Genomic DNA, 22,197 nt, shown 5'->3' on the forward strand with positions numbered 1-22,197 from the left:
GAACACGATGAACGTGTCCGTGCCCTCCGCCCCCTGCCCGGACGGGCAGCGTGCCGGGTTCACTGGGGCGACCGCAGCGCAAAGCGGCACAGACCCGAACCGCGGGCCGGTTCGCGTCATGCCCGCTGCTGCGTAACGCAGTTGTGTACAAGTTCGCAGGTCCGGACGGCCCGCCTCGTCACCCCGCTCGGGGGGCGTCCGATGGTTCCGGCCGCTCGAACCGGCTATCGCTGCTGCCCGAAGAAGGAGGGAACAAGGGTGGGCGCCCACGCACGGCCGGGCCGGCCCGGCCGGAGATCGCCCTCACCGAAAAGTGCCCCCCGAACGTGCCTCCCACCAGAGGCCGATCTGCTGTGTGCTTGTTCCCCTGAGCGCCCCGGGTGCTGGCCGACCGGCGCGGGGCCTAGGGCGTCCGTGCCATGTATCCCCGGACCGAGCCGGCCTGCCCACGTCCCCGAGGAGCAATGACGCCCCCGTGCGTACCGCGCAAGGTGAGAAACGGAGGTCCAGATGAGCCCGAACAGTACCCGTTGGATGAAACACGTCATCGGGGTCGCACAACGGGCGCCGCAGTCAGGTCTGCGGGTCGGCGTTGCGCTCGTTTCCGAAAGCAACGAGCTGATCTGCTCCGCCTTCGAGGGCGAAGCACCCGGCGCATCCTGGTACCGCACCCTGCGGGGCAGGATGCAAGAGCTGGGTACATCCAGCGCCCAGAGCGTCTATCTGACGGTCAACACCCTGTCGGCGGACCGGTCGTTCGAGCTTGCCGAGCTCTTGAAGGAAGTGCACGTCGACAGGGTCTACATCGGTCTGCCCGACCCCGCGCTGACGAGCTACCTCGACGATGACCCCGTCACTGCACGGGGTCATGTACACCGCTTCCCCGACGATCTGCAGCGGGAAATCCTCGAGCAGAACCGAGACTTCTACGCGGCGAGCGAGCAGAACATCGAGTGCAACCCCCACTACTCCGCGCATCGCATCAGCGAAGCCGTCTCCACCCAGCTGGGATCGAGGGGCTTCGCGCTTTCCCGGAGTGACGTCAACGCGAACAGGGGGAGAGGTGCACTCGCGTCTCTCCTCTGCCAGAGGTACGGGATCGAGAGCGAAGAGGCTGATCGCGCCGTAAACGGCGCGCTGTCCGAAGCGTTCGACGCGAAGTACGGCTCCTACGACTACGCGTTCGACGCCCGTGCCGCCAACCCGGGGTGGGCCGACGACTTCATGTCCATTTACAGGAGTTCATCCGCAAGGTCCCTGTCTGCCGTCAACATCCTCAACGTCGGTGTCGGCGCCGGCGTCGAGGCGGCAGCCTTGTTTTCGGACTGTCCGCAGATCACCTTCGTCGACATCGCGGAGCGTGGCCTTGCGAATATCGGCGGACGCATTCCCTCGTCGAGGACCGTCGTCTCGAGTGCCGAAAACCTGTCCGCCCTGCCGGAGGACAGTTTCGATCTCTATGTCTCATTGAGGACGTACAACTCGTCGTTCTTCGACACGTCCGCGGCTGCCTCGGAGGCGCACAGGGTGCTGAAGTCCGGTGCGGCGATTATCGTCTCCGTGGCCAACGGGTTTCTGTATACTCAGCGCGGCTGCGTCATACCAGGGCTGATTATCCCTGGTACTGAATTCGTCGATCTCTACCGCGGGATGGACACGGCCAATCTGATCGGCGCGGAGCTCGACCGCGCCGGGTTCAAAGATGTTCGAATGTCCCCGAAAATTACCGAGATCTACCTGACGGCTGTCGCCGCCTGACGTTTCCGCCGCTCCTCTAGTAGGCCGCGTCCGCGATGGCCCACTGGTTTCGGGGGAAGGCTGAATCGCGGACAGCCGGGTGCGACCGGACCGGTCCGAGTGGCCGGCGTGAAGGAAGGGGTTCTGCAATGGCCGCGCGAACGACTGTTGCCCATCGGATTCTGGAGTTTAATGAGGATCTTGCGGGGACGACGCTTGAAGTGCCTCCCGGGTTCGCGGTCATCAATCCGTTCGGCGGCCCCCAGAAGGAGCGGGTCCGGGAGGTGACGACGGCGTTCTACGGCAAGTACTACGGCGACGACAGGCCGCGTCGTCTGGTGCTGGGGAGCTCGCCCGCCCGACGCGGCACGGCCGTGACCGGGGTCCCGTTCGAAGACGCCAAGCTCCTCGAAAGCGAAACGGGAGTCGACGTCGACGGCTACGCGGTCAGCCGGCCCTCCGCCGGGTTTCTGCACGACGTCATCAGGCGCTACGGGGGCCGCGACAAGTTCTACGCCGACTTCGTCATGAGTTTTGTGTGCCCCCTCGGCCTGGTGAGAACGAAGCCCGAGGGGAAAGAGGTCAACTGCAACTACTACGAGAACAAGAAGCTGCTGGAGCTCCTGCACTCCTTCCTCGTGGACACCCTGGAGCGGCAGCTGGCATTCGGAACCGACACCTCGGTGTGCTACTGCATCGGCAGCGGCGAGAACTTCAGGTTCCTCACGAAGGTGAACGAGGGCCAGCGCTTCTTCCAGAGCATCGTGCCCTTGGAGCACCCACGTTTCATCACCCAGTACAACCGGGGCAGAGAGGAGGAGTACGCCCAAAAGTACCTCAGCGCCTTCCGTGGACAAGACGAATAGTCGGCGCGCCCCCGAAACTCTCGTCCACCTTTCAGCTGAGGTCGTAGTACCCCAACGCGTTGGAACGAGAAGAAGGAGAGCAGTACATTGGCGGCAGAAGGCAGGGTCCTGGTCCACTTCGACTCGGAACGCGTGAGCGTTTTCCGCTCCCGGAGCGGTGAGTTGGAACTGCTCAAAAGGGAGCAGCTCGCGTTCGACGGCAGCCTCGCCCACGAGGCGCTGGCAGAACGAGTCGGCGAGTTCTGCGCCAGCCTCAAGGAGTTCCACGAGGTCGTTGACCACACGGGAACACGGCTGTACGCCACCGGGGCGTTCCAGCAGCTCCCGCAGCCGAACGCGGCCGCGCTGGTCAACAGCGTCTTCGTCGACACCGGCCTCTACTTCAACATAGTCGGGCCTGAGCTACAGCGGTTCTACCTGGAAACGGGCATGTCCGCGTGCGGTTCGAACGACATGATGGAAGGCCTGATCCGGCGGGAGTTCCGGAAGGCTGTTGTCTGCGGCAGCTTCCAGCAATCCCTCGGGTACATCGAGGACACCGTCGCCCGTCTGCGCGAGCGCGGCACCGAAGTGCTCAGCCCGCGGAGCACCAGGATCAAGCCGGAGACCGCGGGTACCGACTTCATCCTCTTCGACTACCAGGACCTCCTGAAGAACGAACGCGACACGTGGCGGCACAAGTGCGTGCACATGGACGCGTTCCGGCAAGCCGACGCCGTTGTCGTCTGCAACCCCGGCGGGCTCGTCGGGAAAGGCACGATCTTCGAGCTCGGTTTCATGGCCGCGCTTTCCAAGAGGGTCATCTTCACGGAGGAGCCCCAGGGCGTCTCTGTCCTGTTCCCCTGCGAGGTCGGCCTGGGAGCCTGAGCGCTCCCGCTGAGCGCTGCGGCATCCCGCCCCGTTCTTTCAACCCCGACCGGAACCAAGCTGTATTTCGACGAACGGCGCAGCCCCGGGAGCAGGTCTCCGCCTCCTCCGCGCTCTCCGTCCCACCAGATCCCACCTCTCGGCCACGAAGATACGGAAAGGACCCCGCCGATGCGCGACGCAGAACCCACCGACACAACGCGCGACAAGTTGCGAGAGATCGTTGCGTCCGTCCTGGAAGTGGAAAAGGAAGACGTCGAGCCCGGCGCCCTGTTCTACGAGGACCTCGGCATGAGCTCCCTGGAAAAGGTCGCGGTCGCGGTCGCGGTCGAGCGCGAGTTCGGCACCCTGTCCGCCGAGGAAGCCGCGGCCCTCACCAGCCTGGACGCCGCGGTGTCCGTGCTCGGCGAGCGGGCGGCAAGCCCCCAGGGCATCGACCTGATCGACCGCCTGGTGGCGGGGCATGTCTTCTCCGGCCGGGGCGGGCGGGCCAGCTACCTCGACCCCCAGGCCGGGGAGATCACCTACGCGGGCCTCCTGGAGGCAGCACGCGGGTACGCGGGCGCCCTCAGGGCAGCTGGCGTGCCGAAGGGCGCCCGCGGCCTCCTGGTCGCCGACGACTCCGTGGCGACTGTCGTCGCCGTCCTCGGCTTGTGGTGGCACGGCTGCGTGCCGGTGGTGATCAGCCCGGTGCTTACGGACGACGAGGTCCGCTACATCGCCGCGGACTGCGCCGCCGCGATGGTGCACCTGGACGCAGCCCCCGCGCGGCAACGCGCCTTGGAGGAGCTGTTCGCCACTGCAATCCGGTTCGCCGGCGCCGACGTTCGCGCCGCTCTGGCGACGGCCGAGCCCGGCCCCGCACGGCGCCCGGAGGATGCCGGGGCGCCGGCCGCGTGGAGTGCGGGGGGTGAGGCGCTCGTGCAGTACACCTCCGGAAGTACCGGCATGCCCAAGGGGGTGCGGCACTCGGCGGGAGCGATCGCGGCCATGGCCGACGGTGTCGGCACGGTGCTTGCGCTGACTCCTGAGGACACGGTGCTGTCCAGCGCCCGGATGAGTTTCGGCTACGGGCTCGGCGGTTCCGTCCTGTGCCCTCTGGCGGCCGGCTCCCGCGTCGCGCTCATCCGCGGCCCGGTCGACGTCCACGCGCTCGCCGCCGCGATGCAGCGCCACCGGCCCACCGTGCTGTTCTCCGTCCCACGGCTGTACGCGGCGCTGCTGAACGCCTCCCAGGCGACCGAGCTCGTCTCCGGCTCCGTGCGGCTGTGCGTGGCGGCGGGCGAGAATCTGCCGGGTCCGCTCAGCGAGCGGATCCGCACCGCGTTCCAGGCCGGTCTGCTCAACGGGCTCGGCGCCACCGAGGTGCTCCACATCGTCGTCGGCACGCCGCCGGGGAACGGGCGTCCGGGCACCTTCGGGGTCCCGGTGCCCGGGATCACCGCGACCGTCCGGGACGCGGACGGCAGGCCCGTCGCCGACGGTCAGGAGGGCCGGCTGCACATCGCCGGGCCGACCGTCGCCCTCGGCTACATCGGCCGGCCGGAGGCCGCCGCGGTCACCTTCGCTGACGGAGGTGCCTACACCGGCGACGTGGTGCGCCGTGACCCGGACGGCACGTTCACCCATCTGTGCCGCGCCGACGACCTGCTCAACCTGGGCGGCTACAAGGTCGTGCCCGGTGAGATCGAGAACGTCATCCGCGGCGCGGAAGGGGTCCAGGACTGCGTGGTGGTCGGCGGCCGCGACGCCGACGGGCTGGAGCAGGCCGTGGCGTACCTGGTGGCCCGGCCGGGATCCGAGGAGGCCGCGGTGCGGCGCGCGGTGACCGCCGCGATCCGTGGCGGTCTTGCCGCCCACAAGCGGCCCGCCCGCCTGAAGTTCCTCGACGAGCTCCCGACCACGTCGACCGGCAAGCTGGCCGCCTTCGAGCTGAGGAAGGCGGCGGCGCAACCGTGACCTGGGACATCACGGGCATGGCCGCCGTCGCCAACATCGGCGCCAGCCCCCGCGAGATCTTCGCCGCGTTGTGCGCGGGCCAGGAGAGCCGCACACCCCTGCGCGCGTTCGACCCGGACAAGTACCGGGCGGCCTACGCCTACGAGATCGACGACCGGCCCGAGGGCGGCGGCGACATCCCGCGGCGCGCCACCCGCTGGCTCATCACCGTCGTCCGCCAGGCGGTTGCCGACGCGGGCCTGGGCGAGGACCTGTCGCAGGTACCCGTGCTGGTCGGGACGACCATGCGCGAGCAGCGCAGCGTCGAGCTGTGGTGGCGTGACGGCGCGGACGTCGCTCTCGAAGAGCTGCACTTCGGCACCGCCCTGAAGGCGGCCTTCGGGGCGTCCACCACGTACACCTTCGCCAACGCCTGCTCAGCCACGCTGTACGCGCTCGGCCTGGCCACCGACATGATCGAGGCCGGCATGGCCGACACGGTCGTTGTCGCGGGCACCGACGCCGCGACCGAGAGCGGCTTCGGCACGCTCGACCGGGTGCAGAACGATGTCCCCGACGCGCTGCGCCCTTTCGACGCCACGCACAAGGGCATGCTGATGGGTGAGGGCGCGGTGGCCGTCGTCGTCCAGCGCGCCGGCACCGGGGGCGGGCGGGTGCACGCCCGGGTGCGTGGTGTGTCCATGAACTGCGACGCCCACCACGCCACCGCGCCCGACCCCGACGGCATCACCCGTGCGGTGCTCGACGCCTACCGCAGAGCAGGGGTGCGGGCGCAGGACATCGACCTGGTGATGCTGCACGGCAGCGGCACCCCCCGCAACGACGCGACGGAGGCGAGCGTCCTGCGCCGCATCTTCGACGGCGCCGGAACCGGTCCGCGGATGACCGCCGTCAAGGCGATGACCGGCCACACCCTGGGCGGCTCGGGACTGCTCAGCCTCGTGATGGCGGTGCTCGCCATGAAGGAGGGGACGGTGCCTCCGGTCCTGGGACTCGCCGATCCGATCCCGGAGGCCGCAGGACTGGGCCTGGTGCAGGGCTCCCCCGCAGCCGGCGCCTTGGCCATCGCTCAGATCGACGCGTTCGGCTTCGGAGGGATCAACGCCGTCGCGATCGTGGAGGCAGCCCGATGAGCACGACGAGCACCGCGGACACGCGGAGCCCGAACGTCCGGGAGGTCGTCGTCACGGGCGTCGGACTGGCGCTCCCCGGTGTCGCGACGTACGGCGACCTCCTCGGACCTCTGCCGGGGGTGGGCGGCTTCGACCCGGCCACCGGACTCAGCGGACGCGAGCTGCGCCACAAGGACCGCGCGTCCCGGCTCGCCCTGCGCGCGGTCGAGTCCGCACTCCTCGACGCGGGTCTGACCGACGCCGACGCGACGTTCACGGGCGCGGCTGATGCGACCGCCGTCGTGGTCAGCACCAACCTGGGCAACGCGGACAGTGTCTGCGAAGCCGTCGACACGATCGCCAGAGCAGGCGTCAGGGGCCTCAGTCCCTTGGGCCTGCCCCAGACCTCAAGCAACGTCATCGCCGGCTGGGTGGCCATCCGCTACGGGCTGCGCGGCCCCAACCTCACCGTCTGCAACGGCGTCACGAGCGGTCTGGACGCCCTCGCCTGGGCCCGGAACCTCATCGTGGCCGGGCGCGCCGAAGCAGCCGTCGTCGTCGGCGTCGAACCAGCCAACGACGTGGCGACGAAGCTGCTCGGCGAGCAGTCCACCGACGCGGCGGTCGCCGTCGTCCTCGAACCGGCGGACGCAGCCGCTTCCCGTGGCGCACGGCCTCGCGCCACGATCGCCGGGTACGCGCGGGCCCGGGACCTCGCCGCGGCGCTGGCCGCCGCCGGTGTGACGCAGTGGGAATCCCTCGGACTGTGGCTCGGGGACGAGACGGGTGCCGGGGCTGGCCGGCTGCTCGCAGCCACTCGCCGGATCGACCTGGAAGCCCGGCTGGGCCCGCTGTCCGGGGCGCTCGGCGTCCTGCAGTGCGCCGCCGCGGCTGCCCACCTGGAGAGCGGCGCCGCCGGGAACGTGCTCGCCACGGCCGGAGGCCCTCGCTACGACGCGGCGGCCACTGTGCTGCTGACCACTAGTCCATTTACGCAGGAGCCGGGGGAACACCCATGACCAGTGCGACCGTCAACATCGAGGATCTCCGCGCCCTGATAGCCGGCGTACTGGAGATCGACCCCGGGGAGGTCACCGACGAGGCGCACTTCGCCGACGAGCTCGACATCGACTCGCTGCTGATGCTCGAGATCTCCACCCGCATGGAGAACGCGTTCGGCGTCCCGGAGAACACCGTGGCCATCAGCGCTGCCAGGACCCTCGCCGAGCTGCACGCCTTCGTCGTCTCGAAGCGCGTCGGCGAGACGTCGGCCGGCCCGGTCATCCGCCCCAGGCCGCTGAGCGACCCGGCGGTGCGCCTGTTCCTGTTCCACCACGCCGGCGGCTCGCACCTGCTCTACCGGGGCTGGGCGGAGCACTTCCCCCAGGACTGGGAACTCTGCCTCCTGGAGGCCCCCGGCCGAGGCCAGCTGCAGACACTCCCGCTGATCGACGACTGCGACCGGCTGGTCGACTACTTCCACACCGCTGTCGCTCCCCTGCTCGACCGGCCCTTCGGGTTCTTCGGCCACAGCCTGGGCGCCCTCATCGCCTACCAGCTCACCCGTCGGCTTCAGCACGAGGGGGACCCGCTCCCCACCTGGCTGGGTGTGTCCGCCTACGGCGCCCCACGAGGCGAGGCCGGCACCGACGCCCGCCCTCACCTGATGTCCGACGACGAACTGCGCGGCTGGCTGCGGAACGTGGGCGGCAGTACCCCGCAGCTCCTCGACGACGACGCCGTCTGGCGCACGTTCGCCCCGGTGTTCCGCAGCGACTTCAAACTCCTGGACACCTGGGCGCCTCCCCGCGACCCCGAGCCGCTGCCCGTTCCACTCTCGGTGTTCGGGGGCCGCCACGACATGCTGATCGACGAGGCCGGTCTGCTCTCCTGGCAAGCGTTCACCACGAACTTCCGCGGACTCGAGATGTACGAGGGCGACCACTTCTACGTGATGGACCACCAGCGACCCCTCGCTGCCGCCATCACGGACGCGATGCGTTCCGCCGCTGCATGAGCTCGCTCCCACCACCCCACCTGCTGGCTGATCAATCCCACCAGGGTGCCCGCAGCGGGCGCGGGGACGGGCCCTCAGGCGTCGGGATCGACTTCGGGGTGCGTGAACCGCACGGGCCTGCCCAGCGACCGGGCGTAGGCGATCTCGGCCCGGGTGCTGTCTCCGATGTAGTCGCCGACCACGAGCACCTCATCGGCGAGCAGGATCTTCGCCCGGTGCAGTTCGTCGAGTCGAACCTTCAGCGCCTCAGCCTCGGCAGGGTCGGACCACAGCGCGTGCGGCGACTTCAGGTCGCAACCCGGCTTGACGACAATCCTCCCGGCCTTGGTCTCCAGCAGATCGGCCTCGGCCATCTCTGCCATGAAGCGAGTGGAGCCGCAGATCGCGACGATACGCGGGAAACTCAGCTGCTTCTTCGCCTCGGCGAGCTTCTCCTCGGGGGTGATCACTTGCGGGGACAACACTGGTTCCTCCTGGCGGTGCGGCCCGTGGGGTGCCGGCGTAGACGAGAGCGAAGGCATCCAAGATCATCTTTTGGTAAACGACGTGGACACCCGCGCGCCCGCACTTTATGCGACGAGCATCCCTCCCGGTGCCGCGGCGCCCGCCGGTCCGCCCTACGTTCCGCCTGTGCGATGCCGAACCGGTTGCCCTCGTCACGAAGAGCCGGTGTCGGTCACCGCGTTCACCGCCTCGATCAGCCGGGTTCACGCCGCAGGGCGCCGCGGTGTCGGCTTGGCCGGCCGGCTTCCTGCCGGCAGCTGGCGGCGGTGCCGGGTACTGGCCCAACCCGAACGAGGGAGGCGCAATCAGATGACCGCATTGACGGAGCGCTGTCCGTCGGTGACCATGCGGACCCGCCGCACCTGGCGCGGCCCGACGCAGCTCGCTGAGCGCCTGGCGGCCGGCCGGGCCGGGGAACTGGTCGTGCTCGGCCAGCTGCTGCAGGCCTGCGGCAGAGGTGTCCACCCCACGCTCACTCCGCACATCGCCCGACACATCGCCCACCGGGCCGAACCCCTCACCGGGACCCCCGTGCCCGCGTCCTGACCGCCCCGACCACCTGCCGCCCGCTCATCATCCGACCACTATCGCTGTGCGCTTCGACGAGGAGACCATGTCCACCGCATCTCGCCAGCCCGCCACCGCGCCGGCCGCCGCGCCCTCCACACCCGGCCGCACCGCGGAGGAGGAGCAGATCACGGCGGTCGCCGACACGCTGGTGCTCGCGTACGGACTGCACCCGGCAGAAATCACGCGAATCCCGGAGGGCACCGCGACGGACAACTACGCCGTCGTGGACCGGACAGGCCGTTGGTACTTCGCCAAGGTCTATCGCGGTCAAGATCGCCTGGCCCTTGAGCGGGCGTCGGTCGAACTGTCCGAGTACGCCGCCGACGGAGGTGTCGCCACCGCGCGGGCAATCCGGACGCGCGGGCACGAACTCATCGAGACACACGGCCGCCTGCCCATGTCGCTGTGGTCGTACGTGCCGCACACCGAGACTGCCGAGGGGACCCTGAGGGGTGCGCGGTGGGCAGCAGCCGGCGCCGCGATGGGCTGCCTCCACCGCCGACTCGCCACTCACCCCGCCGCCGCACCCACCCTGGAACCGGGTGCCGCGTTGTGCGACGTGGCCACCGCACGCCACCGCTTCGAGAGACTGATTCTCGCGTACCAGCACAGGCCCACGCTTGGGGAGTTCGAGACATGGGCTCTGCAGGCGGCGCGCGAGCGACAAGCCGTCCTGGGCGACGTCGAGCGCATCCTCGCTTCACTTCCACAGCTGACGGTCCAGGTCATGCACGGCGACCTGGCAGGCCCCAACGTCCTGGTGACGAACGACGATGTCGCCGCGATCGTGGACTTCGGACCACCCACACCTGGGTACCTCGCCTGGGAAATCGTGCGCCTCGGCTGCGACCCCAAGAGCGTCCTGTCCAACGGTGTGGAGAGCTGGCTCAAGGGATACACCGATCTCGCCCTCGCCTATCGAGACGCCAACCCCAAGGCGCCTGCGGACGACCTCGTGTCCTCGCTTCGTGTCGGCTGTGCAGCCAAGCTCTGCTCGACCTTTCCGCTGTCGGCACCAGTGGAACGACCGCACCTCGTCGACGCCGCCCTCGAGTCCTACGCGCGGGCACGGCACGAGGTAGCTCTGATGCTGCTGAACCGGCTACCTGTCTTGGAGGAGGCCCTGAGTGACGCTCTTCGCTGAGTTCATGGCGTTCATGGGTCCCGCAGGCCCGGAGAGCGAACTCGACTGTCCGGGCTTGTTAGAGCAGCTGGGCACGCAGAGCCGGCCGCGGGCGCGGAGGCCTGGGCGCCGAGCTCGGGGTGGAGCCGGGCGGTTGCTGGTGCGGGTCGCCGTACGCCAGCCGACACGCCGCCCGAGTCCCCCCGACGGAGGAATCCCCACCGAGCCGCCCACCACCACGCCGAACCGGCAATAGGGTGGCCGAATGAGCTCCCAAGTGCCCATGAAAGAGCGGGCCTTGAACCCGGATCGGATCGCCCGGATCGGGCGCGAGATGCAGGCCGCCTGCCCCGGCTTCGACGCCGCCTCGTTCACCGCCCGGGTCACCGCCGACCTGCCCAGCCTGGAGCTCAAGGCCCGCATCGCCCGCACCGCCGAGGGCCTGCACCAGCACCTTCCCGTCACCGGGCCCACCGCCCTCGACACCGTGCTGCGCTCCCTGCCGGCCACCCCGGAGGCCGCTGGCGCGGAAACCGAATTCGGCCTCTACATCTACGCCCCCCACTCCGCCTACGTCGCCGCCCACCACCTCCACCCCGAGCGGCTCGACCAGGCATTCGACGCGCTCGCCACGATCACCCCGTACTTCTCCGCCGAGGACGCCGTCCGCACCTTCCTCACCACCTACCCCGAGCGGACGCTGGCGGCTGCCGCCACGTGGGCCACCGCCGCCGACCACCGGGTGCGGCGCCTGGCCAGCGAGGCCCTGCGCCCCCACCTGCCCTGGTCAACCGGCACCGGCCTGCCCGTCGACACCGCCCTGCCGCTGCTCGACGCGCTGTACGCCGACAGCAGCCGCTTCGTAACCACGTCGGTCGCCAACCATCTGCGCGATCGCCCGCACCCAACCCGACCTCGTCCTCGCCACCCTGACCAGGTGGCGCACCGAAGGGCGCGCCACACCCACCGAACTCGCCTTCATCACCCGCGAGGCGCTCAAGGCCCGCCTCAAGGACGGCTGGGCGCCCGCCTACACCCTGACCGGATACGACCCGCAAGCGGCCGTCAGCGTCAGCCCCCTCCGCCTGCCCCACACCGAGTACCGGCTGGGCGACAACCTCGCCTTCGAGGCCGACCTCACCGCCCCCACCGACACCCTGGTGCACGTCATGTACGTCCTGACCCGCACCGACACCGACACCGCGGCCCGGGAGAAGGTCGCCCACCTCACCCGGGCCACCGTCAAGGCCGGCGCACCACTGCACCTGAACAAAACCCACCTCCTGAAGTCCACCGGCACCGCCGCCCTCGCACCGGGCAGCTACCACCTCGCGCTCCAGGTCAACGGCCGCCGCCACCCCCCGGCGCTGCTCCGCATCACCAACCGCCCGGCCTGACCAGGACGGCCCCGCCGCACGCAGGCCCTGGCACCGTCAGGCCCCGCGCGCACCGATCGCAGCACCACACCGCCGCCCGTTCGACCAGCCGATCCCGAGGAGCAGCCCGCAGTGATCCCCGCTCAACCCGACCACGACCGCCGCCAACGGCTGCTCCAGGACCTCGCCGCCATCAGCGCCTGGGACTCGATGGAGGCCCAGCACCTGAGGGAGACCGCGGCGTGGATCTCCAGCGGGGCACCGCTGGACCGGATCGCGTTCGATGTGCCCGACCCGCACCTGGTCGCCTACTTCATCGTCGCTGACCCTGACCGTGAAGAGCTCCTGCTGGGCCACCACATCAAGAGCGGCCTGCGCCTGCCGGCCGGCGGTTAGGACAAGCATCTGTACATGTCTCAGCGGTTGATCGACTCGGTCGTCAGAACGCCGAAGATCGGTTAGGTTCACGGCTCCTCACCTGTCTCAAGGAGCTGCATGGACTACTTCTTCACGTCCCGAGATAAGGTCCGGCGCTACCCGGATGTGGTGGACGGTGTCGAGCTGGATGCCGTCCGCTACGTCACCCGCGACCGGGCGGTCACGGACGGAACCCCGTTCTTCCTCGGCACGGATATGCGTCCCCTGGAACCGCACTGCTCGTTCTTCCGCGAGATGGCCAAGACCAACAAGGCCAAGTCGCTACAGGACTACGCGTACGACTTCCTCGGCTTGGACGACTTCCTCTCATCGCTGGACCCGCCAAGCGATGTGCTGTCGGCTACGGAGGATGACCTCCTGGCCTACCGCGAGCACTGCACGAAGTACCGAGACGAGCCGATGAGGCCGGCGAGCTGGCGACGCCACCGGACCACTCTCAACAACTTCTACAACTGGGCTGTCGAGACCGGGTTGCTGGAGCGGCGACCTTACCTCCGCAAGGCGAACGGCCGAGATGTACTGTCCGGCGACGCAGTTGCAGAGCTTGCCGTCCGCTGCTTGACGTACGACCAGTGGTGGCTGCTCGACCGCGTCGGGCTGCGGGGGCTGCGTCCGGACGGCTCCGTCGATCCGACCTTCCGCTCAGCGCACCCACTGCGCAACAGTTGCGGCGGCAACCTCTCCATCACGACGGGTCTGCGTCTGCGTGAGTTCCGTGCCCTGCTCGACGTCGAGGTCGGCGCCCCCCGACGCGACGGCACGGCCGCGGAGGTGGATCTCCAGGCGATAGCCAAGTTCGGTCTGCCCCGCACGGTGGAGGTCCAGGACCGCGTGCTGCGGGAGATTGACTGGTACCGGAAGGCCGAGCGGGCCGGCGTCGTTCGCAAGGCCGCGAAGAATCTGTGGCGGCGGCGTGAGGAACTGTTCGTCGTCAGCGACGTCAACCATCGCCAGATGAAGGTCAGCGGGGTGCTGCACGGCCGCCGCAGGACGTTCGCGATCTCGGCCATGGACGCCGCACTGCGAAAGATCACCGTGTTCGAGGCGGACCACGGGCTCGAAGCGATGGCGCTGTTCGTCGGGCGGCCCGGCCTGATGGTGAGCAACCAGCGGTGGGAGCAGGTCTTCGCCAGTGCGCACTCGCGGGCCCAGCGGCTGAGCGCGGAGTGCGAGACCACAGTGGAAATGCCCCGGTCTGTGCGAATACATGATCTTCGCCATACTTTCGCCGTCTACATGCTGGAGATGATGACCGAGATCCTCCGCGCTCAGGACGCGGAGGAGTTCGCCCGCAGCGGGCGGGTGCCCACCTACGCCGCCGACCACCAGGCCCGCAACCCGTTCCTGACCCTGATGGGGTTGCTCGGACATCGGCGCCCCGAATCGACCATGCGGTACCTGACGTACAAGAAGCGAACGAATCTGCTGGTGGCGCAAGCAGTCCAGGCATGGAACGACCAGGACCGCACGTTTGCGGACCTGGCCCTGCAGCGCTCCTCCGGTTGGGGAATCTGATGCCCCGTCGTGGAGAACGCCGTACGACGACCGGCGTCCGTGCACCGCAGCCGCCTACCTCCGTGGGGCACGTCGGCATCCGCGAGGTCGTGTACTTCGCCGGCGTCCGCGAGACGCGGGCCACGATCGACCCGTCCGCCTTCGACTGCCCGGAACTGGCCGCCCAGTTGGCTGACGCCTGGGTGGACTACCACCGCAAGAGCAACCTGAAGACGGTCCACGGCTACGACGTCGCCATCCGCTCCTTCGTGCCGTTCGCCGCCGGGCAGCTGCGCAGTCTGGGCGCCGATCCGGCGACCGCGCGCCTGGAAGACGAGGGAGTCGACTATCCGGAGATCATCTACCGGTGGGAGCAGGACCTCCTGACGAAGTACCCGGAGAACTCACGCCGCCCCTGGAGCCTGGCTCGCAGTCTGCTCACGCTGGTTCACCACTGGGCCGAGCGGGCACCTGCGGTGCCGGAGCGGCTTCGCCGACGGGCCGAAGCGCCTGTCGGTCTCAGTCGTGTCACCTCCCAGGTTCTGGACGAGTTCACGAACAACGAGCGGCTCCAGCTCAAGGGGGCTGCGCAAGCTGACCTGCGGGCCCTGGAGAAGCGGCTGGCTGAGGGCCGCGAGATGCTCGCGGTGGGGCGCGATCCTCGCGAGCACGGGTGGCGCGAGGTGCCGAACCTCCTGTGGGCCGCCCGCAACGACGTGCTGAGCGTCGCAGTGCTGCGCGAGCATTTGCCGTGGCACGCCAAGAACTGGCCGGCCAACCTGCGCGAGTTCCTAGCCGACCGCGGTGAGGGGTACCGCGCCTTCGGCGGCCTGGTGCGCGGGGTGCACTGGATGCTGTTCCCACGCGAGAGGGACCTGCACCCGTTCCGGGTGCTTCTGCTGCTGGGCATGACGGACTGCACATCGGAGGAGCTGCACGCGCTTTCGGTATCCGACCTGGAATTCAACGCTGAGGGCGTACGGGTGGTGCAGGCCAAGAACCGCGCGGAGCGGGTGCGCGCTGACTTTCACCCAGTAGATTCCGCCGGACCCGTGCCCGAGGGCCTGGACCTGTACTACGAAGGACGCGGCGAGTGGGACGTGCCGGGCCTGCTTCGACGACTCGTCGACGCGGCCTCACTGACCAGGGAGGTCTTCGGGAACGCGGAGCCGCTGTTCACAGCGGTGGAGATGAGGCACGGAACGCGCATGGAGCCGGCGATTGCGACGTTCCAGGACCCTGGCCGGGGCTTCACCCACTGGATAGCCGCGAACACGGGAGCGGACCTGCCGTTCCCGCAGGGGCTGTCTCAGCCCCACGACGTTCGGCGGGTACGCAAGACGTCCAAGACGACCCGAGTGGTCGCCCTCGGCGGCACCTTGACCGACCTCGCCGGCGACGACCACTCCGTCCAGGTGTTCCAGCGGCACTACGCGCACGGCACCACGGCCCACGTGCTGGCCGCCGCCGCGATGAACCGGGCGCAGACCAAGGTGTTCGACAAGATCAGCGGGAGGGCGACGCTGGTCCTGCCCGCTGAGCAGGCCCGGCTGGGGGAACCGGAGGTCGCCTCGGCGCTCGGGGTGAGCTCGGAGCAGGGCATCGAGCTGCGTGACGGTGAGCTGGATATGGGCGTCAGCAACTGCAAGGACCCGCGCGACTCTCCCCACAGCACCCGCGGCAAGCTCTGCCACGTGGCCCCGGCGATGTGCATGATCTGCAGCAACGCCGTGGTCTTCGTCTCCCAACTCCCGCAGCAACTGCTGCTGTGGGACCACATCGAGCACATGCGGGACGTCCTGAACCCGACCACCTGGACGGCCGTATGGGGACGCCAAGCCGCCGCCCTGGCCTCCGTCTTCCAGGAACTGGCCGACGAGATCCCGGCAGCCCGCTCGGCGATCGCCGAGCAGAGCCTGTCCCTCAACCTGCCGCTGGGCATGCGAACGGAGTACGACCGTTGAACCCCCTCGTCCACTGCGACCGAGCCTCGGCCACCTTCCCGGACCACGAGCCGGTGTTCGCCAGCCTGCCCGGCCAGATCCCCGGTGCGGCGGGGCCGACCTTCGGCCGCCACGACATCTGGCCCGGAACCTGCGTGCGCAGGCCGGCCAACCGGGTCCCGGCCTCGTGGATGGTCGGCCCCTTCCCCCTCGATCCCAGGGAGAACCTGCTGGCGCGGGAGCTCGCGTTCTGCCTCCTCAATCCGACTCACTCCGCTCTGCGCCAAGCCGGGATCTTCCTCAAGCCCAACCAATGGGGCCTGCGAACCGCGAGCGGCAAGATCAATCAGCTGTCCACGCTCCTGGACTGGGCGCGCGAGCAGGCACTGCCGGAGGACTTCGGCGATTGGGAGGTGGAGGACTGGCAGGCGTTCATCGACGCCAGGGCGGCCGAGAACATGCCCGGCACCGTCCGCAGCTACGTCGCGGTCATCCGGCATCTGGTTCTGTTCGCTCCTGGCCTGACCGGCGTGTCCTCGATCGCGGACCCGTGGCCCGGCCGCTCGAACTCCGAGGTCGCCGACTGCCCCTGGAGCGAAGACCTGTCGACGGCCCCGATCCCGCCGGAGGTCTGGTGGCCGCTGCTGCGGGCGGCCTGGGCCTACATCGGCCGTTTCGCGCCGGCCATCTTGGGGCGACGGGACCACAAGCAGAAACAGTCCCCGCGAGCGGAGGTGCGGCGACCCGCAGGCGATGCCGACCGGCGACTTGACCTGTGGCTGGCGAACCCCAGCAGCCGAGTGCCACTGACCGCCCGAAGCAACGGACGCGCTCAGGCCGGCGAGCCCATGTGGAACGAGATCGGCCGCCAGGTTCTGGACATGCAGCCCGCGTTCCTCTTTCCGACCAACGCCAGCGGCGACGCGCGCAAGGAGAAGATCAGAGCGTGGATTGCGGCCACAGGTAGGTCCTACGACTTCGACCCCGCCATCCACACCCGCTACTGGCCCCAGGACCAGGAGCGCGTGCGCCGGACACCTGCCGGGTTCGCCGACGACATCCTGAAGAAGTGGCTGGCCGACCCCTCCAACCTCATCCCTGTGCACCCCGACGACGACCAGACCGATCGCGCCGGCAAGCCGAACTGGAGCGAGACCAGCAGGCTGATCTACGGGACCGACGACAACACGAACCCCCTTGGCCACTACAGGGCCGCCATGCACCGCCGAGCCTGGGTGGTCGAGGCAGCCAAGGATCCGGCCCGGGTGCGCCCGAACGACGACGGGATGGGCATTCGGATGCTGAGAGCTGCCTGCTACGTGTTCGTAGCGGCGCTCACCGCGATGAGAGACTCTGAAATCCAGGAGATCACGCGCGGGTCGGTCACTCAGCACTACGGCGCCCCGGCCGTCGAGTCCCGCAAGATCAAGCGGGACCCCTCGCGCCCGCGCACCTACTGGTGGATCATCGCGCCCGTCGCCCAGGCCATCGCCGTCGCCGAACAGGTCACCTGGCACGAGAGCAGGGTGTTCACCTCGGTGACGGCCGGGCTGGGGGTGAACGGCGGCGGCTTTGCGGCGGACATGGACATCGACGACTTCATCGCGACGGTCAACGCGAACCGGGACCGCACCGGTCTGGAGGAGATCCCCGCAGGGCTGGTACGCCCGCACATGTTTCGCCGCACGATGTCCGTGCTGGCCGCTCAGGAGCCTGACGGTGAGATCGCGCTCGGCCTCCAGCTCAAGCACGCGGCCCGCCGAGCGCTGTCCAACCGCCTGACCCTGTCCTACGGCAAGGCCGACACCAAATGGGCCAAGGAGTTCGACACCCAGATGGAGCGCGCCGCCGCGAAGAAGCTGGTCGCACTGCTCCAGGCGCGGCGCTCAGGTCAGACCGTGGCAGTCGGCCCCGGCGCCGGCCGCTTCCACGCCGGCCTCGACAAGATCAACACCAGTCTCGCCGACGAACCTGCACTGCGCGCCCAACTGGCAGACGAGCGACTGCAGGCCACCCTGCTGCAGGGCGAGTTCGCCAACCTGCACCTCGGCACCATCAACCACTGCCTGTGGAACGCCCCGACCGCTGAATGCCAGAACCAGCTGCCCGTCGAGCAGCGCGGCCAGGCCCCATTGCTGGGTGCCTGCCAACCGTCCCGCTGCCGCAATTCCGTGCTGACGCTCGCTCACGAGCGGGTCTGGCGGATGGAGGAGGCCGACCTGCTCGCCTTCCTGGAGATGAAACTGTCCAAGCCGCTGCGGGAGCAGGCCCAGGGCAGACTCGCCGAGGTCCGCAGCACGAACACTCAGTTCGACACGATGAAGGCGAGCGTCTGATGCCGGTCTCCGCCCCCACCGAAAGGAAGCTGCGCGAAGCCATGGCCCGGCTTCTGGCCGGCCAGCCACTCCACAGCGACGGCACGCTCAGCAAGGAGAACCTGGCCCGCGAGGCCCAGGTCAGCCATGCCACCGTCCACCGGGCCGAAGCTGTCCTGGCCGAGTGGGACGCCCGGGTCGCCAAACCGGTGCTGCGGACACCGGGCGAGCTGCAGCGCGACGAGACGATCGCCGCGCTGAAGAAGCGGTTGGGCGAGGCCACCCGGCGCTGCAGCGAACTGCAGGGGAAACTCGACGCCCTCGCGACGGTGACCGCGAACCTCTACCACGAGAACTGCACGCTGAAGGAGGCGGCAACCAAGAGAGAGCGGGGCAAGGTCGCCGCTCTACCCGTCGGCCCCTGGAAGGAGTAGGCCCCGGCCACCGGACCGGGCAGCATGCCTCGCGAGCGGCGGAACATGCTGTCCGGCGCGATGACCAGCCCCTACGCGTCCAGGGCAGCCAGCAGCTTGTGCGTGAAGCGGTGCATATGAGGGTCCATGGCCTCGATCGGCTCCCCGAGTACCTCGTCGAGAGTCAGCCACCTCATCGAACGGAACTCCCGCTGGTCGAAGGCAGGCAGTTGGCCGGAGTCAGCGGCCAGTACGTGCCACAGCGAGACATCGGTGTGCGAGTGCGGGCCGTGGGTCGGCGTGACGGTGACGAACAGGGGGCGTTCACCGCACACCTCGCTCGGCACGGCCTCCAGGTCCAACTCTTCGCGGCACTCGCGCACCGTCGTCGACCAGGGTGTCTCCCCCTCCTCGCAGTGCCCTCCCGTGGGGAGCCACAGGGAGGCGAGGCGATGCTCACCCAGGAGAACCCTCTGCTGTGCCGCGTCGAGCATCACGAAGTAGCTGACCAGGTGCTGTGGCGGCGTGCTGGGCTTCACCACCCGGGCCAGGGGCGCCCCGCTGGCGATCCAGCGCCGAGTGGAGTCGATGTGCTCGCGCTCCAGCGGATCCCAGGGTTCCAGACGGTCGAGCAGATCGGTCAGCAGGCCGCGAAGATCCCGGTCGGGCGTCAGTGCGCCCACAGTGGTGTCCACGAGTACATCGTGGCAGCCCCCTCTGACATCGGAGCCGCGGATGGCCGTCGGGGCGGCCCTGCAGCTGGCCCGCCCTAGGCGATTGCCTGCAGCGTCAGCGATGGCTTCCCGTTCGGCCTATCGGCCGGAACCGGACCACCGGGCTGATGGTTGTTCAGTCCGTGGACGAGACCCTTGAACGTGCGATCGCTGTGTACAAGCGGATGGCCCTGGCGCAGGACGGCTACGGTCTGGACGCCTGCGGGACGCAGGAGGTCGGAGTGGAGGAGTTGGGGGCCGCGTGGCAGGCGCGCGACGACTTCATCGCCGAACTTCGGTCCACCGGGCGCCGTGTCGACCTGGAGCTGGCCCACATTGTCGCGGACGAGCAGATCTCAGGGAAGCTGCACCCCTATGTGGTACGGGACGCCAACGGCGATCCGGTCTCGCTCGACGTGCCGCGCAGGCTGACTGCGGAGCAGACGGCGAAGGCGGTCGAGCTGCTGGCAGACCCCGCACAGACGATCACGGGCGCGGCCAGGATCCTGGGCGTCCCCAAGGCGGATCTGTACGCCGAGGTTCCCGGCGTCAGCGGCAGGCCCATCGCTCCCCGCGGCCGGACCGTGAAGCAGCGTCAGCGGGTCGAGGAGGTCGTGAAGCGGGCCACCGAGATGTTGGCCGACCCGAAGCAGACGATCTCCGGGGTGGCGAAGGCGCTGGGCGTCTCCCGGGTGACGCTGTACCAGGAGATCCCGGGACTGGCCGACCGGCCCAAGGCACCTCGGAGCCCCTCGCCTCGGCAGCGTCGGTCGGCAGGCGAGGAGTCTGCTGTTACACGTTGAGCAGGCCGACCGCTGCCTCCAGGTGGTGACGGACGACCTGGATGGAGCCGGCGTCCCTGGCGGGGTCGTTGATCCAGCGGTGGGCTTGCTCGAGGAACCACTCGACGGCCCAGACGCGGTGCCATCCCAGCGCCCATGCCTCGGGAGGCAGGCCACCGCGGTCTTTCCGCGCGCTGCTTGCTCCGCCTGCGGCAATGTAGTGCTCGATGAGTGCGCATAGGCGTTCGCGGTCCGGAGGGTGACGCAGGCTGAGTCCCTGCCAGGACGCGAGGTCGAGCAGGCCCGGCCCGTTGAAGCAGCGCGCGAGGTCCAGCAGGTGCCAGCCGCGTGGGCCGACATGGACGTTGGAGGGGTGGAACTCGGAGTGGGTCCAGCCGAACGGGGCGATCAGGGCGCCTGTCGAGCGGATGGCGGCGGCACGTTCCAGTGCGCGGAGCCGGTCGGTAATGTCCTCGGTGTCCAGCGTCCAGCGGCCAGCCGCATGCAGCTGGCGCAGGTGGTACACCGCTCTGCTCGGCAGATCCGCCAGTGCCTGCTGGTCCAGCACGGGAAGGGCCGAGGGCGGAGGGGTTGCGTGCAGTTCGGCTGCGGCTGCCGCGGCGTCGCTGTCGGTGGGCTCGCCTTGGGGGTCGCCGAGGTCCTCGATGACCATCACCAGCAGGCCCTCGCGCTGGGCGGATCCGAGGAGCCGGGGCACCGGCAGTCCGGCCAGGTCCGCGGCGCGCAGGTTTCGGTCCTCGTGGGTGAACGGCCCTCGTGCGTACTTCAGCACCGCGGTGGCGCCCCCGGGATAGGTCAGGCGTTCGACGCCGGACATGGACCAGACGCGCATGGGCGTCCGGTCCGGCTCCTGGAGATGGAGGGAGGCGCTGACGTCCCTCAGGAGGGCGGTGACCGCTGCCGGATCCATCGGGCTGGCCTCCCCGGGATGGGAGGCGGTGGCGGTCATGTCCCGCCGTGCCGGTGGTCGCGCCAGGCGCTCGCGGCGGCGGCCATCTGCCGGGTCCAGCTCCGGGTCGGGTCGCCGTGGTGGACCTCGTGCCAGTAGCGGGTGTTCGCCTCGGCGAAGGCATCCAGGACGCCGGGGTCGGCGGTGGCGAAGGCGGGCAGGCGGCGGGCCCACTGCTCGGCCTGGGCCGGGGCATGGCCGGCGGCGATCAGCCGGACGCACCAGACCGCAGGGTCGGCCCAACCGGGGCCGCGGGTCGGCCAGGCCCAGTCGATCAGGTGGGCGGCCTGGTCGACCAGGACGTTGTGCGGGGCCATGTCGGTGTGCAGCAGACGGTCGCCGGTGAACAGGTGCGGGGTGTCGCTATAGGCCGTGAAGCGCTTGGCCAGGCTCAGCAGTTCGATGTCCGGGCAGGGGGTGTCGGCGAGTTCGGTGAGGGCGTCGACGACCAGCGGCAGGTCGGGGCTGTCGGGTGAGAAGTCCGCGACGGGCCCGTTGATGACCTCGAAGCCGAGCAGGTCCCAGCCTCCTGCCTGTAGGTGCCACAGCAGCCGGGGGGAGGACTTGGGCAGGTAGGGGTTGACGGCCGCTTCGCGCAGCTGCGTCTTGACCTGGCCGTGGTCGACGGGGATGCCCTTGATGAAGACCTCGCCGGTGGCGGTCAGGACCTTCACGGCGATCCCGGAGTTGGCACCGGTGGTGGCGTCGGCGGCCGTCAGGAAGTCGCCGGTGCGCTTTTGGACAGCGGCCCGGGCGGCGGGTGGCAGCTGCTGCCAGGTCAGGCGGGTCATCGGCACGGGAGGACTCCAGACGATGGTGCGGCGGCGCCCCGGCCGTGGCGGCCGGGGCGCCGGGCTTGCTAGTACGGCTGCGAGTCGCTCGCGGCGCAGGAGCACATGGCGACTTCGAGGATCTCGTCGAGGTCGCCGATGTACACGACCTCCTCGTCTTCCAGGGGCCGCTCGGTGAGCGTAAGGGCTACCGGTCCGGGCATGGGT

At 69.4% G+C, this 22,197-nt stretch carries 21 protein-coding genes; 16 read left to right on the forward strand and 5 right to left on the reverse strand.

Annotated elements, in window-relative coordinates:
* The first annotated feature begins 534 nt into the window (after nt 1-534).
* The 7 genes from P3T39_RS28640 to P3T39_RS28670 all read left to right on the forward strand — a co-directional run bounded on the left by P3T39_RS28640 (nt 535) and on the right by P3T39_RS28670 (nt 8,558).
* Nucleotides 535-1,758 (forward strand): methyltransferase domain-containing protein, encoded by a 1,224-nt coding sequence (locus P3T39_RS28640; protein ID WP_280702053.1) that lies wholly within the window; start codon nt 535-537, stop codon nt 1,756-1,758.
* A 128-nt stretch (nt 1,759-1,886) separates the two neighbouring features.
* On the forward strand, nt 1,887-2,603 hold the full coding sequence (locus tag P3T39_RS28645) for a uracil-DNA glycosylase family protein (RefSeq protein ID WP_280702054.1): 717 nt from the start codon (nt 1,887-1,889) through the stop codon (nt 2,601-2,603).
* Nucleotides 2,604-2,765: 162 nt separating this feature from the next.
* Nucleotides 2,766-3,470, forward strand: coding sequence for a nucleoside 2-deoxyribosyltransferase (locus tag P3T39_RS28650; RefSeq protein ID WP_280702056.1), 705 nt, complete (start codon nt 2,766-2,768; stop codon nt 3,468-3,470).
* Between the two features lie 171 nt (nt 3,471-3,641).
* Nucleotides 3,642-5,429, forward strand: a complete 1,788-nt coding sequence (locus P3T39_RS28655; RefSeq protein ID WP_280702058.1) for an AMP-binding protein — start codon at nt 3,642-3,644, stop codon at nt 5,427-5,429.
* The gene (locus tag P3T39_RS28660; RefSeq protein ID WP_280702060.1) at nt 5,426-6,562 is read left to right on the forward strand and encodes a beta-ketoacyl synthase N-terminal-like domain-containing protein; all 1,137 of its coding nucleotides are present in this window, start codon (nt 5,426-5,428) and stop codon (nt 6,560-6,562) included. The genes P3T39_RS28655 and P3T39_RS28660 overlap by 4 nt, the downstream gene beginning before the upstream one ends.
* Nucleotides 6,559-7,560 carry a beta-ketoacyl synthase N-terminal-like domain-containing protein gene (locus P3T39_RS28665; protein WP_280702062.1) on the forward strand — a complete coding sequence of 334 codons (1,002 nt, stop codon included), beginning with the start codon at nt 6,559-6,561 and terminating at the stop codon, nt 7,558-7,560. Before P3T39_RS28660 ends, P3T39_RS28665 begins: the two co-directional genes overlap by 4 nt.
* The gene (locus tag P3T39_RS28670) at nt 7,557-8,558 is read left to right on the forward strand and encodes a thioesterase domain-containing protein (protein ID WP_280702064.1); all 1,002 of its coding nucleotides are present in this window, start codon (nt 7,557-7,559) and stop codon (nt 8,556-8,558) included. Before P3T39_RS28665 ends, P3T39_RS28670 begins: the two co-directional genes overlap by 4 nt.
* Before the next feature lie 74 nt (nt 8,559-8,632).
* On the opposite strand, the gene P3T39_RS28675 is transcribed toward P3T39_RS28670, so the two are convergent.
* Nucleotides 8,633-9,022, reverse strand: coding sequence for a hypothetical protein (locus tag P3T39_RS28675; protein WP_280702066.1), 390 nt, complete (start codon nt 9,020-9,022; stop codon nt 8,633-8,635).
* A 349-nt stretch (nt 9,023-9,371) separates the two neighbouring features.
* On the opposite strand from P3T39_RS28675, the gene P3T39_RS28680 reads away from it, so the two are divergent.
* The 8 genes from P3T39_RS28680 to P3T39_RS28715 all read left to right on the forward strand — a co-directional run bounded on the left by P3T39_RS28680 (nt 9,372) and on the right by P3T39_RS28715 (nt 18,755).
* Nucleotides 9,372-9,608, forward strand: a complete 237-nt coding sequence (locus tag P3T39_RS28680) for a hypothetical protein (protein WP_280702068.1) — start codon at nt 9,372-9,374, stop codon at nt 9,606-9,608.
* Nucleotides 9,609-9,675: 67 nt separating this feature from the next.
* Nucleotides 9,676-10,776, forward strand: coding sequence for an aminoglycoside phosphotransferase family protein (locus tag P3T39_RS28685; protein ID WP_280702069.1), 1,101 nt, complete (start codon nt 9,676-9,678; stop codon nt 10,774-10,776).
* A gap of 1,148 nt (nt 10,777-11,924) precedes the next feature.
* Nucleotides 11,925-12,152, forward strand: a complete 228-nt coding sequence (locus tag P3T39_RS28690; protein WP_280702071.1) for a hypothetical protein — start codon at nt 11,925-11,927, stop codon at nt 12,150-12,152.
* Nucleotides 12,153-12,263: 111 nt separating this feature from the next.
* On the forward strand, nt 12,264-12,527 hold the full coding sequence (locus P3T39_RS28695; RefSeq protein WP_280702073.1) for a hypothetical protein: 264 nt from the start codon (nt 12,264-12,266) through the stop codon (nt 12,525-12,527).
* Between the two features lie 99 nt (nt 12,528-12,626).
* The gene (locus P3T39_RS28700) at nt 12,627-14,084 is read left to right on the forward strand and encodes a recombinase XerD (RefSeq protein WP_280702074.1); all 1,458 of its coding nucleotides are present in this window, start codon (nt 12,627-12,629) and stop codon (nt 14,082-14,084) included.
* A 62-nt stretch (nt 14,085-14,146) separates the two neighbouring features.
* Entirely contained in the window at nt 14,147-16,027 is a 1,881-nt protein-coding gene (locus P3T39_RS28705; protein WP_280702075.1) for a hypothetical protein, read from the forward strand.
* On the forward strand, nt 16,024-18,342 hold the full coding sequence (locus tag P3T39_RS28710; RefSeq protein ID WP_280702076.1) for a hypothetical protein: 2,319 nt from the start codon (nt 16,024-16,026) through the stop codon (nt 18,340-18,342). The genes P3T39_RS28705 and P3T39_RS28710 overlap by 4 nt, the downstream gene beginning before the upstream one ends.
* Nucleotides 18,342-18,755, forward strand: a complete 414-nt coding sequence (locus P3T39_RS28715; protein ID WP_280702079.1) for a hypothetical protein — start codon at nt 18,342-18,344, stop codon at nt 18,753-18,755. The genes P3T39_RS28710 and P3T39_RS28715 overlap by 1 nt, the downstream gene beginning before the upstream one ends.
* Before the next feature lie 71 nt (nt 18,756-18,826).
* Here P3T39_RS28715 and P3T39_RS28720 read toward each other — a convergent pair whose 3' ends face one another.
* Nucleotides 18,827-19,429: an NUDIX domain-containing protein gene (locus P3T39_RS28720; protein ID WP_280702080.1), complete on the reverse strand. Its 603-nt coding sequence runs from the start codon at nt 19,427-19,429 to the stop codon at nt 18,827-18,829.
* A 146-nt stretch (nt 19,430-19,575) separates the two neighbouring features.
* Here P3T39_RS28720 and P3T39_RS28725 point away from each other — a divergent pair, with 146 nt between their 5' ends.
* Nucleotides 19,576-20,250 carry a hypothetical protein gene (locus P3T39_RS28725; protein WP_280702082.1) on the forward strand — a complete coding sequence of 225 codons (675 nt, stop codon included), beginning with the start codon at nt 19,576-19,578 and terminating at the stop codon, nt 20,248-20,250.
* Here the strand turns inward: P3T39_RS28725 and P3T39_RS28730 are convergent.
* The 3 genes from P3T39_RS28730 to P3T39_RS28740 all read right to left on the reverse strand — a co-directional run bounded on the left by P3T39_RS28730 (nt 20,240) and on the right by P3T39_RS28740 (nt 22,193).
* Nucleotides 20,240-21,160, reverse strand: coding sequence for an aminoglycoside phosphotransferase family protein (locus P3T39_RS28730; protein ID WP_280702084.1), 921 nt, complete (start codon nt 21,158-21,160; stop codon nt 20,240-20,242). The two genes, P3T39_RS28725 and P3T39_RS28730, sit on opposite strands and share 11 nt — an antisense overlap.
* A 35-nt stretch (nt 21,161-21,195) precedes the next feature.
* Nucleotides 21,196-21,990 carry an aminoglycoside phosphotransferase gene (locus P3T39_RS28735; RefSeq protein ID WP_280702133.1) on the reverse strand — a complete coding sequence of 265 codons (795 nt, stop codon included), beginning with the start codon at nt 21,988-21,990 and terminating at the stop codon, nt 21,196-21,198.
* A 68-nt stretch (nt 21,991-22,058) separates the two neighbouring features.
* Nucleotides 22,059-22,193, reverse strand: coding sequence for a hypothetical protein (locus P3T39_RS28740; protein ID WP_280702086.1), 135 nt, complete (start codon nt 22,191-22,193; stop codon nt 22,059-22,061).
* Nucleotides 22,194-22,197 lie beyond the last annotated feature (4 nt).

The organism is Kitasatospora sp. GP82, from assembly GCF_029892105.1.
GTDB lineage: Bacteria > Actinomycetota > Actinomycetes > Streptomycetales > Streptomycetaceae > Kitasatospora.

Bases quoted from the DNA above. Each gene is read 5' to 3' on its own strand.
- P3T39_RS28640 (WP_280702053.1), top strand. From the start codon at position 535: ATGAAACACGTCATCGGGGTCGCACAACGGGCGCCGCAGTCAGGTCTG.
- P3T39_RS28645 (WP_280702054.1), top strand. From the start codon at position 1,887: ATGGCCGCGCGAACGACTGTTGCCCATCGGATTCTGGAGTTTAATGAG.
- P3T39_RS28655 (WP_280702058.1), top strand. From the start codon at position 3,642: ATGCGCGACGCAGAACCCACCGACACAACGCGCGACAAGTTGCGAGAG.
- P3T39_RS28665 (WP_280702062.1), top strand. From the start codon at position 6,559: ATGAGCACGACGAGCACCGCGGACACGCGGAGCCCGAACGTCCGGGAG.
- P3T39_RS28670 (WP_280702064.1), top strand. From the start codon at position 7,557: ATGACCAGTGCGACCGTCAACATCGAGGATCTCCGCGCCCTGATAGCC.
- P3T39_RS28680 (WP_280702068.1), top strand. From the start codon at position 9,372: ATGACCGCATTGACGGAGCGCTGTCCGTCGGTGACCATGCGGACCCGC.
- P3T39_RS28685 (WP_280702069.1), top strand. From the start codon at position 9,676: ATGTCCACCGCATCTCGCCAGCCCGCCACCGCGCCGGCCGCCGCGCCC.
- P3T39_RS28690 (WP_280702071.1), top strand. From the start codon at position 11,925: ATGTACGTCCTGACCCGCACCGACACCGACACCGCGGCCCGGGAGAAG.
- P3T39_RS28700 (WP_280702074.1), top strand. From the start codon at position 12,627: ATGGACTACTTCTTCACGTCCCGAGATAAGGTCCGGCGCTACCCGGAT.
- P3T39_RS28715 (WP_280702079.1), top strand. From the start codon at position 18,342: ATGCCGGTCTCCGCCCCCACCGAAAGGAAGCTGCGCGAAGCCATGGCC.
- P3T39_RS28725 (WP_280702082.1), top strand. From the start codon at position 19,576: ATGGTTGTTCAGTCCGTGGACGAGACCCTTGAACGTGCGATCGCTGTG.
- P3T39_RS28730 (WP_280702084.1), bottom strand. From the start codon at position 21,160: ATGGATCCGGCAGCGGTCACCGCCCTCCTGAGGGACGTCAGCGCCTCC.
- P3T39_RS28735 (WP_280702133.1), bottom strand. From the start codon at position 21,990: ATGACCCGCCTGACCTGGCAGCAGCTGCCACCCGCCGCCCGGGCCGCT.
- P3T39_RS28740 (WP_280702086.1), bottom strand. From the start codon at position 22,193: ATGCCCGGACCGGTAGCCCTTACGCTCACCGAGCGGCCCCTGGAAGAC.